At 26.5% G+C, this 7,897-nt stretch carries 12 protein-coding genes; 9 read left to right on the forward strand and 3 right to left on the reverse strand.

Annotated features, from left to right (window positions below):
• The first annotated feature begins 1 nt into the window (after window position 1).
• The 5 genes from ACXJH6_RS04905 to ACXJH6_RS04925 all read left to right on the forward strand — a co-directional run bounded on the left by ACXJH6_RS04905 (window position 2) and on the right by ACXJH6_RS04925 (window position 3,762).
• A complete protein-coding gene (locus ACXJH6_RS04905; protein ID WP_456470648.1) occupies window positions 2–664 on the forward strand; it encodes a di-trans,poly-cis-decaprenylcistransferase in 663 nt (220 codons plus the stop codon).
• Window positions 664–1,407 (forward strand): prepilin peptidase, encoded by a 744-nt coding sequence (locus tag ACXJH6_RS04910; RefSeq protein ID WP_456470649.1) that lies wholly within the window; start codon window positions 664–666, stop codon window positions 1,405–1,407. Before ACXJH6_RS04905 ends, ACXJH6_RS04910 begins: the two co-directional genes overlap by 1 nt.
• The gene (locus ACXJH6_RS04915; RefSeq protein WP_456470650.1) at window positions 1,400–2,371 is read left to right on the forward strand and encodes an LptF/LptG family permease; all 972 of its coding nucleotides are present in this window, start codon (window positions 1,400–1,402) and stop codon (window positions 2,369–2,371) included. The genes ACXJH6_RS04910 and ACXJH6_RS04915 overlap by 8 nt, the downstream gene beginning before the upstream one ends.
• Window positions 2,353–3,078, forward strand: coding sequence for a tRNA pseudouridine(38-40) synthase TruA (gene truA / locus ACXJH6_RS04920; RefSeq protein WP_456470651.1), 726 nt, complete (start codon window positions 2,353–2,355; stop codon window positions 3,076–3,078). The genes ACXJH6_RS04915 and truA overlap by 19 nt, the downstream gene beginning before the upstream one ends.
• A 288-nt stretch (window positions 3,079–3,366) precedes the next feature.
• A complete protein-coding gene (locus tag ACXJH6_RS04925; protein WP_456470652.1) occupies window positions 3,367–3,762 on the forward strand; it encodes a hypothetical protein in 396 nt (131 codons plus the stop codon).
• A 411-nt stretch (window positions 3,763–4,173) separates the two neighbouring features.
• Here ACXJH6_RS04925 and ACXJH6_RS04930 read toward each other — a convergent pair whose 3' ends face one another.
• Window positions 4,174–4,689 (reverse strand): formyltransferase family protein, encoded by a 516-nt coding sequence (locus ACXJH6_RS04930; RefSeq protein ID WP_456470653.1) that lies wholly within the window; start codon window positions 4,687–4,689, stop codon window positions 4,174–4,176.
• Between the two features lie 145 nt (window positions 4,690–4,834).
• On the opposite strand from ACXJH6_RS04930, the gene ACXJH6_RS04935 reads away from it, so the two are divergent.
• Together ACXJH6_RS04935 and ACXJH6_RS04940 are read left to right on the forward strand one after the other, a co-directional pair.
• Window positions 4,835–5,209, forward strand: a complete 375-nt coding sequence (locus ACXJH6_RS04935; RefSeq protein ID WP_456470654.1) for a hypothetical protein — start codon at window positions 4,835–4,837, stop codon at window positions 5,207–5,209.
• Window positions 5,187–5,531: a hypothetical protein gene (locus ACXJH6_RS04940; RefSeq protein WP_456470655.1), complete on the forward strand. Its 345-nt coding sequence runs from the start codon at window positions 5,187–5,189 to the stop codon at window positions 5,529–5,531. Before ACXJH6_RS04935 ends, ACXJH6_RS04940 begins: the two co-directional genes overlap by 23 nt.
• A gap of 160 nt (window positions 5,532–5,691) precedes the next feature.
• Here ACXJH6_RS04940 and ACXJH6_RS04945 read toward each other — a convergent pair whose 3' ends face one another.
• The gene (locus tag ACXJH6_RS04945; RefSeq protein WP_456470656.1) at window positions 5,692–6,267 is read right to left on the reverse strand and encodes a hypothetical protein; all 576 of its coding nucleotides are present in this window, start codon (window positions 6,265–6,267) and stop codon (window positions 5,692–5,694) included.
• Window positions 6,264–6,605, reverse strand: coding sequence for a hypothetical protein (locus ACXJH6_RS04950; RefSeq protein ID WP_456470657.1), 342 nt, complete (start codon window positions 6,603–6,605; stop codon window positions 6,264–6,266). The genes ACXJH6_RS04945 and ACXJH6_RS04950 overlap by 4 nt, the downstream gene beginning before the upstream one ends.
• A gap of 89 nt (window positions 6,606–6,694) precedes the next feature.
• On the opposite strand from ACXJH6_RS04950, the gene ACXJH6_RS04955 reads away from it, so the two are divergent.
• Both ACXJH6_RS04955 and ACXJH6_RS04960 read left to right on the forward strand, forming a co-directional pair.
• The gene (locus ACXJH6_RS04955) at window positions 6,695–7,594 is read left to right on the forward strand and encodes a tyrosine-type recombinase/integrase (protein ID WP_456470659.1); all 900 of its coding nucleotides are present in this window, start codon (window positions 6,695–6,697) and stop codon (window positions 7,592–7,594) included.
• Window positions 7,591–7,785: a hypothetical protein gene (locus tag ACXJH6_RS04960; RefSeq protein WP_456470658.1), complete on the forward strand. Its 195-nt coding sequence runs from the start codon at window positions 7,591–7,593 to the stop codon at window positions 7,783–7,785. Before ACXJH6_RS04955 ends, ACXJH6_RS04960 begins: the two co-directional genes overlap by 4 nt.
• Window positions 7,786–7,897 lie beyond the last annotated feature (112 nt).

Below are 7,897 nucleotides of genomic sequence, written 5' to 3' on the forward strand. Positions count from 1 at the left end.
TATGCACTTGGCAATTATTATGGACGGAAACGGAAGATGGGCCAAAAAAAGAGGCCTTAAAAGAACGGAAGGACACAAAAAAGGTGCAGAAGTTGTAAAAGAGATAACCACTTACTGTGCAAACAACCCCGAAATAGAAATATTAACTCTTTATGCTTTTTCAACCGAAAACTGGAAAAGACCCAAAATGGAAGTCGATTTTTTAATGAGGCTACTTGACAACTGGCTGAAAAAAGAACTGCCCACCTATATAAAAAATGAAGTAAAATTCGACGTTATAGGAGATATAAGTAAATTTTCCCCGGCTCTGAGAAAAAGAATAGAATATACAAAAGAAGTTACTAAAGATTTTAGAAAACTGACTCAGGTACTTGCCCTTAACTACGGAAGCAGAGACGAAATAACAAGAGCAGTTAAAAAAACAATTGAAAATAAAGAAGAAATTACGCCTGAAAACATCCAAAAAAACCTTGATATAAGCACAGACGTGGATTTACTGATACGAACAAGCGGAGAAATAAGAGTCAGTAATTTTCTTTTGTGGCAGATAGCGTATGCGGAAATGTTTTTTACGGAGACTTTATGGCCAGATTTTACCTCAGAAGAACTTGAAAATATTATAAAAGATTTTCATAAAAGAGAAAGAAGATTTGGAGGGATTTAATGATTGAAATTATTTTGGTATTTATAATAGGAATTTGTATAGGAAGTTTTTTAAACGTAATAATTTACAGAATACCCCGGGAAAAAAATATCGCTTTTCCCCCGAGCAGCTGTCCAAAATGCAACAACAGATTAAAACCATGGCACAATATTCCTCTTTTGAGTTGGTTTTTTCTAAAAGGAAAATGTGCTTATTGCAAGGAAAAAATATCTTTAAGATATCCTTTAATAGAGTTTTTAACGGGTCTGCTCGCTGTTTTGGTATACACAAAATTCCATCATATAGACCTCTTTTTTATAATTAATTTTGCCATCTTCGCAACACTGCTGGCTTTAAGCGTTATAGACCTGGATTACAAAGCGGTACCTGATAGTCTCAACCTGCTTGCTTTAACACTTGCCTTTTTTTCATCTCCTGATATTTTGGAAAATTTAAAAAACGCTCTTATTCTTATGGGTGGAATGAGTTTGATTAGATTTTATATAAGTTATCTTATTAAAAGGGAAGCTATGGGAGAAGGAGATATTATAGTCGCCGGAACGATGGGTGCTATGCTTGGAACTAAACTTGCCGTTATAGCCGTATTTATAGCTTCATTAATAGCAATCTTCCCTTCTCTTTACAATAGAATAAAAAACAGCGATTTAGAACTTCCTTTTATTCCTTTTTTAGCCTTAGGAACATTCATAACATGGTATTTTGACGATTTCTTCCTGAATTTATGGAGCCGTCTGTATGGATAAACTGTCAAAATATCTCTTTTTATCTTTTTTTAAGTCTTTCACAACTCTATTTGGAATAATCACAGCCATTGTCTCTTTAATTTTTATCATCTCCATATCAAACGTAACTGCTGATATACAAATTAACTTCACTGACCTTTTAAAACTCTATTTTTTAAAATTTCCTCAGGTTGTATTTATAGCACTTTCCATTTCTTTTATAATCGCCTCAAGCAATACTCTTGCAAAAATAAGCGAAACCCAGGAATTAGTAGCTCTTTTATCCCTTGGAATTTCTCCTAAAAAAATCCTAAAACCCTTTTTTTTTAGCGCTTTATTGATTACTTTTATTAATTTAATAATTCTTTTTATATCAATACCATACTCAAAAAGCGCATATCAAAATCTTAAAAATCAAAAAAAACAAGAAGCTAAATTTAACCTTCAGTCAAAACAGATTTCTCAGCAATTTGGGGAATGGTATGTTTTTGCTACTCAAAATTCCCAAAAAAATTTCAGTAATATATATCTCTTTAACAAAAAAAACAATAATTTTATTTTAGCCTCTTCTGCTAACCTGAATAACAAAAACGGTTTTATAAAATTTACTATACGCCATGGTAAGCTATACGATATTGAAAAAAATTACAAAGTAACGTTCGAAAATATGAAAATAAATAAAAAAATTCCAAAAACAACCCTCTCTTTATTTAATATAAAAGATTATTTTTCCCAAAATAAAAAAATATTCACAAAATATTTTCCTATAGCCCTAATTCCGATAAGTCTTTTTCTATTTATTCCGATATTTGGATTTTTTCACCCAAGACTTCATAAAGACAGACATATTTTATACTCTCTAATGCTCACATCTATTTACATATCCTTAGCTTTTGCCAATAAAAATCTTATAATATCAATTATAATACCTATAATATTTTTTATTTTAGGAGGAATTACCTACATATGGAAAAGAAAGTTTTAGCTATAATCTCTTATGATGGAAGCAAATTTCATGGCATGCAAATTCAACCCGATAAAAAAACAGTGCAGGGAGAAATTCAAAAAGCATTAAAAAAAATAAACATAAATTCCAAAATTCAACATGCAGGAAGAACAGATAGTGGAGTTCATGCCTTAAATCAGGTTATCTCTTTTTACATTCCAAGTTTTTGGGATATTTATAAGCTCACTATTTCATTAAATAAAATGTTGCATCCATATATTCACATAAAAAAAATAAAGCTTACAAACGATAACTTTAACCCAAGATTTGATACTAAAAAAAGAAGTTACAGATATATATTAAATCCTTCTTTTTCACCCCATACGGCAGATTACACCACATTTTACGATAAAAAAATAAATTTTCATCTTTTAAACGAGGCTCTTAATATATTAAAAGGAAAACATGATTTTGAATATTTTGCAAAGACCGGAAGCGAAGTAAACAATTACATCAGGGAAATATTCGAAGCAAAAATTTTTCCCTATAAAAACTTATGGATTGTTAAAATAAGCGGAAACGGATTTTTAAGAGGACAAATAAGAATAATTGTAGATTTTTTATTAAAAATAAACGAACAAAAACTAAACATTGAAGATTTAAAAACTCAGCTTAGAAAAGAAAAAGTTATAAACAAACATTTAGCCCCCCCAAACGGCCTTTATCTTGAAAGAATATGGTATTAATCCCAAAACCTTTCAATGACTTTTGCTAAAAAAGTATGCTCTGCTTTTTTTAACGCTTTATGGTATTCTTCAAATGTTTTATATTTATGAACTACCGCCTTTACCAAAGAACATTACGACTTTTTTTCAAGAGGACCCTTTATTGACACAAACTCATTGCCACCAAATATTTGTAAAATTTGGTGGCGGGAATGGAATTTGAACCCATAACCTCCGGGTTATAAATTTTGTGAACAGTAAAATATATTTATTTTGATATAATATTGTGAATAGTGATAAAGGACTAAAATGAGTATTATGATAATGCCTGTAAATTTTTTTGATTTTGTTGATTTTTATAAATTGATTTTAAATAATCCTGAACTTATAAAAAAAATAATTTTACAGTTTAAGTTTTTAAAACAAGAACTTCAAAAAAATATTGATGAATTAAATAAACAGATTGAAAATTATAATTTTAAATTTATTGATGAGAATACTGATTTAAAGCATTTATATGAAATTTTGGATTTACAAAAAGAAAATTTAAAAAATATTTTAAATTTTTTGAAAAATAATAAAAATGATGAATTATTTAATTTAATTGATGATATTTATACTCTAACGCTTCAGCTTGAAGACAGAATTTCTACTCTTGAGAGTTACAGGGATATTGAAAAATTAAAGACAGCTTCTTGCAAGTAATTTTTTCAAAATCTTTTGAGAGAGATTATAAAAAACTTACGAAAAATAATAAACAGTTAAAAGAAAAAGTTGATTTAACCATTGAAATTTTCAAATCAAATTATCTTGATACAAGATTAAATTATAAGCATATAATATGTAAAAAAGATAAGTTTCGTTATTCTATTAGAGTTATTAATACTCAATATAGAATTTTAATGACCTGTATTGATAATATTTGTGAATTTAGATTTTTACTTGATCACGATGAATATGATAGAAAAAATAAGGATTGTTGATTTTTTTTATTATTTAATTTTTATTGGTATTTTTTATTATTTTAAGGGTCCCGTTTTCTTAAGGGTCCCTATTTTAACAGATAAATTACATATTTTTGATAAGTATGTTGATGAAGATTATAATTTTAGAGAATTAATCCCAAAACCTTTCGATGACTTTTGGTAAAAAAGTATGTTCCGCTTTTTTTAACGCTTTATGATATTCTTCAAATGTTTTATATTTATATGGATTAATGTGATATTGGAATATTATATCTCCACTGTCAAGTTCTTCATCCGCATAATGAATTGTAATACCACACGCTTTTTTTGCCTCAAATGATTTTTTATCAGCATTAAGTCCTTTAAATTCTGGTAATATACTTGGGTGAAGATTTATTATTTTTCTTTTAAACTCTTTTATTATTTCTTTGGGTATTATTCTCATATATCCCGCTAAAACTATTAAATCGGGATTTATTTCTTTTAATTTTTCTAAAATTTTTTTATAGTCTTTTGAAATAAATATTGGAGGTAATTTATCATATGATAATGCCGATGAGTTTTCTTCATTTGTTATTCCAAGAACTACTTTAAAATTTGTTTGATTTTTAAGAATGTTTATAAAGTTGCTACCGCCTTTACCGAAGAATACTACGACTTTTTTCAAGAGGAGCCTTTGTTGAGATAAATTCATTGACACCAAATAATTACAAATTTTGGTTGCGGGGGTGGGATTTGAACCCACGACCTCCGGGTTATGAGGATGATTGGTTTAAAGTATGGTATAATAGCCTTAAAAAAAGAGGGAAAAAATGGCTATTGCAATAAAACCTACTTTTAGTGATTTTGATTTTATTTCTCTTTTTAATCAGTTTATAGAAAATATAGTTATTAATTATAAAAATGTCAAAAATTCTATTTCTACAAAAGAGTTAGAAAATAAAGCTCAGAAGATAGAAAAGTTAGTAAGATATTTAAATGAAAATATTGAAAATATTGTAAATGACAAAGAGTTTGAAAGATTAGAAGATGAATTAATAGAAATGAAATTATTTCTTGAATTAAATTTGAGTAAATTTCCAAAAAGTATAAGACCTTTATTTGAAAAGTTATATGAAGCTTTAACAATGTTAATATTTAATCTTTCAATGTATGAGTTAAAAGATGTTAGAGATAAAAGAGACTAAAAAATTTAAAAAGTTATTAAAAGCATTAATAAAGTTTAAAGTAATTTCAAAAGAAGATTATCAAAAAACAAAAGAATTATTTAAAGAAGATAGATTTCACTATAAATTAAGACCTCACAAAATCAAATGTGGAAAAGATGATTTAATATCGCTTACAATTCCAAACACTCAATACAGAATACTTTGTTATCTTACTTGTTCTCCTGAAATTGCTATATTTGCGTGGATTGGTTCTCACAGAGATTACGAAATAATTATAAAAAATTCAAAAAATTGTAAAAACTATATTTTCGAGTGTGAAGAATTAAAACGGTTGATATAATCAATCTTAAAAAAGAAACCGGTAAATTAGAGGAGTTATAATGGGATACTTAATATTTACTTTCTTAGTAGCAATTATAGGAATAGGAACTTCTCTTTATATAATTTATATAATAGGAAAAGAAGACAAAAAGTTAGAAAAAAAATATTAGAATATTAAATTATAATTTTTCATCGCATTCAAAATCTAAATTCCATAGTTTATCTTTAAAAAATAAAGGAGTATCTTTATAAATTAAAATAATATCTTCTTTTTTATATCCTCTTATTTGTTTAGCTTTTTTGTTCCATTGTTTTTCAAAAATATTTTTTGATTTATAACACATTTTTTCAAGTCCTGATTGACTGCATCTATCATAATATTGTTTATGTTCATATTTTCTTTTAAAATCCAAATCATCTTTTATAATTGTTTTTCTTTCTAATGCAGTTGATATTAATCTATTATTTTTAAATTTATATTTACCTTCTATTATTATAGTTCCTCTATATTGAGGATAACATTTATAAGGTCCTATTATTATAAAACTTTTAGGACATATGTCTATATTTATATATTCTTTCATATAAAATTTATTATTTTTTATTTGTATGTTTCTTTTTATTTTAGTGATTGTTTTTCCAGTTAGTGATTTATTTTCATATTTGGCTTTACATACATAATTACCTTTAATATCGTTAATAGATAATGCTAATAAAGATTTCAATAAAAATAATAGAAAAATTATTTTTTTCATTTTTTATCCTTTTCATCTAAAATCATTCCCATAAATTTATGGAATAGTTTTTTTTGTTTATCTTTTGGAAGTTCTGCAAGTTCTTTGCAAAGTTCTACACAGATATCTTGGTTATTAATCATAATCTTATTGTGATTACCAATATTAACATTTGAAACACTGCCATTAATTTTTATATTTTCTAATTTAATATTACCACTTTTAGCAATACTCTCCTCTGCTTTAAGACCAAGTTCCACAAGTTTAACAAGTTCGGGTTTAGTTTTTTTCCAATTTCTCCAAGTTGTATCAGTAATATTTAATCTTTTTGCTAATTGGGTAATAGTTAATTTTTCCATTTTCATTAACTTTTATTGACATTCATAAATATTTTATGATAAAATCCAAAATCATTAATATTTAATGAGGAAATATAATAACAAAAAATATTAGCCATCCAAAAACCTTTAACGATTTATTTGATGAATATTGTGATGTTATGAAACACACAATGAGTGAAAAAACCCTTTATACAAAAATCGGCTATTATAAAAAACATTTTAGGTCTAAGTATGGAAATTTAGACTTTATCGATTTTAGATATAAAGACGCTCAATCATTTGTAAATGAACTAATAGAAAAAGGCTTAAAACCAAAAACCATAAAAAACATAGTTGATATTTTTAAAGTTTTATATCGTTATGCAATAAGAAACGAATACACTACCAAAAATCCTTTTTCAGATGTTATTATACCGAAGTTTGATAATAGAATAGAATTTAAGTTAACTGATGAAGAGATTAAAAGATTTATAAAAGCAGTTTTAACTTTTCCATATCCTCAACAAAGAGGAATTTTTATAACTTTACTTCACGGGAGAAGATTAAATGAAGTATTAAGTCTTACTTGGGAAGATATAGATTTTGAAAATAATCTTTATTATATAAAAGCTCCGATTAATAAAGCCAGAAAAAATATGGCTTATCAGATGACTGATATTTTAAAAGAGGTATTTTTAACCCAAGAAAACATAAAATATCTAAATTGTCCTACTTCTAAATATGTTTTTCCTTCTCCAGTTACTTGCAAAAAAATAAAAGACATAAGGAAGTCATTTAAAAAACTTTTAAAACTTGCAAGAATAAATAAACCTATGAGAATTCACGATATAAGACATTTAATAGCTACATATTCAATTAATACATTAGGATTTTCTATTGAAGAAGTAAGTTATACATTAGGACATACTTCAATTGAAGTAACTCAAAGATATATAACTCCAAGGGCTGAAATTTCAAGAAAAGTAATAAATAAAATCTTTCAATCAGTGGTAGGTGGGCGGGTATGAGAAATTTAACGGATTTAAAGATTTATGGTGCAGTTTTAGTTCTTTTGAAAAATAGTGCTGATGTAACTCCAAGATTAATAAGTGAAGTTAGTGGAGTTCCTTTATCGACTGTTTATCGAAAGATAAATAATTATTACATAATCGAAAATCAAATTAAAAGGAGAGAAAATGGCAAGAGAAAAATTAAATGAAGTAAAGACACACGATGAATTTGTAAATAAGGCTGAGGATATAGCTTTAATAGCTTATAAACTTATTGAGAAGATGGATACGAATAAAGGTGAGATGGGTATTGTAATAAAA

This window comes from Caminibacter sp. (assembly GCF_053999135.1).

Coding starts and splice junctions, on each gene's coding strand:
- ACXJH6_RS04905 (WP_456470648.1), top strand. CDS start 2: ATGCACTTGGCAATTATTATGGACGGAAACGGAAGATGGGCCAAAAAA.
- ACXJH6_RS04910 (WP_456470649.1), top strand. CDS start 664: ATGATTGAAATTATTTTGGTATTTATAATAGGAATTTGTATAGGAAGT.
- ACXJH6_RS04915 (WP_456470650.1), top strand. CDS start 1,400: ATGGATAAACTGTCAAAATATCTCTTTTTATCTTTTTTTAAGTCTTTC.
- truA (WP_456470651.1), top strand. CDS start 2,353: ATGGAAAAGAAAGTTTTAGCTATAATCTCTTATGATGGAAGCAAATTT.
- ACXJH6_RS04925 (WP_456470652.1), top strand. CDS start 3,367: ATGAGTATTATGATAATGCCTGTAAATTTTTTTGATTTTGTTGATTTT.
- ACXJH6_RS04935 (WP_456470654.1), top strand. CDS start 4,835: ATGGCTATTGCAATAAAACCTACTTTTAGTGATTTTGATTTTATTTCT.
- ACXJH6_RS04940 (WP_456470655.1), top strand. CDS start 5,187: ATGTTAGAGATAAAAGAGACTAAAAAATTTAAAAAGTTATTAAAAGCA.
- ACXJH6_RS04945 (WP_456470656.1), bottom strand. CDS start 6,267: ATGAAAAAAATAATTTTTCTATTATTTTTATTGAAATCTTTATTAGCA.
- ACXJH6_RS04950 (WP_456470657.1), bottom strand. CDS start 6,605: ATGGAAAAATTAACTATTACCCAATTAGCAAAAAGATTAAATATTACT.
- ACXJH6_RS04960 (WP_456470658.1), top strand. CDS start 7,591: ATGAGAAATTTAACGGATTTAAAGATTTATGGTGCAGTTTTAGTTCTT.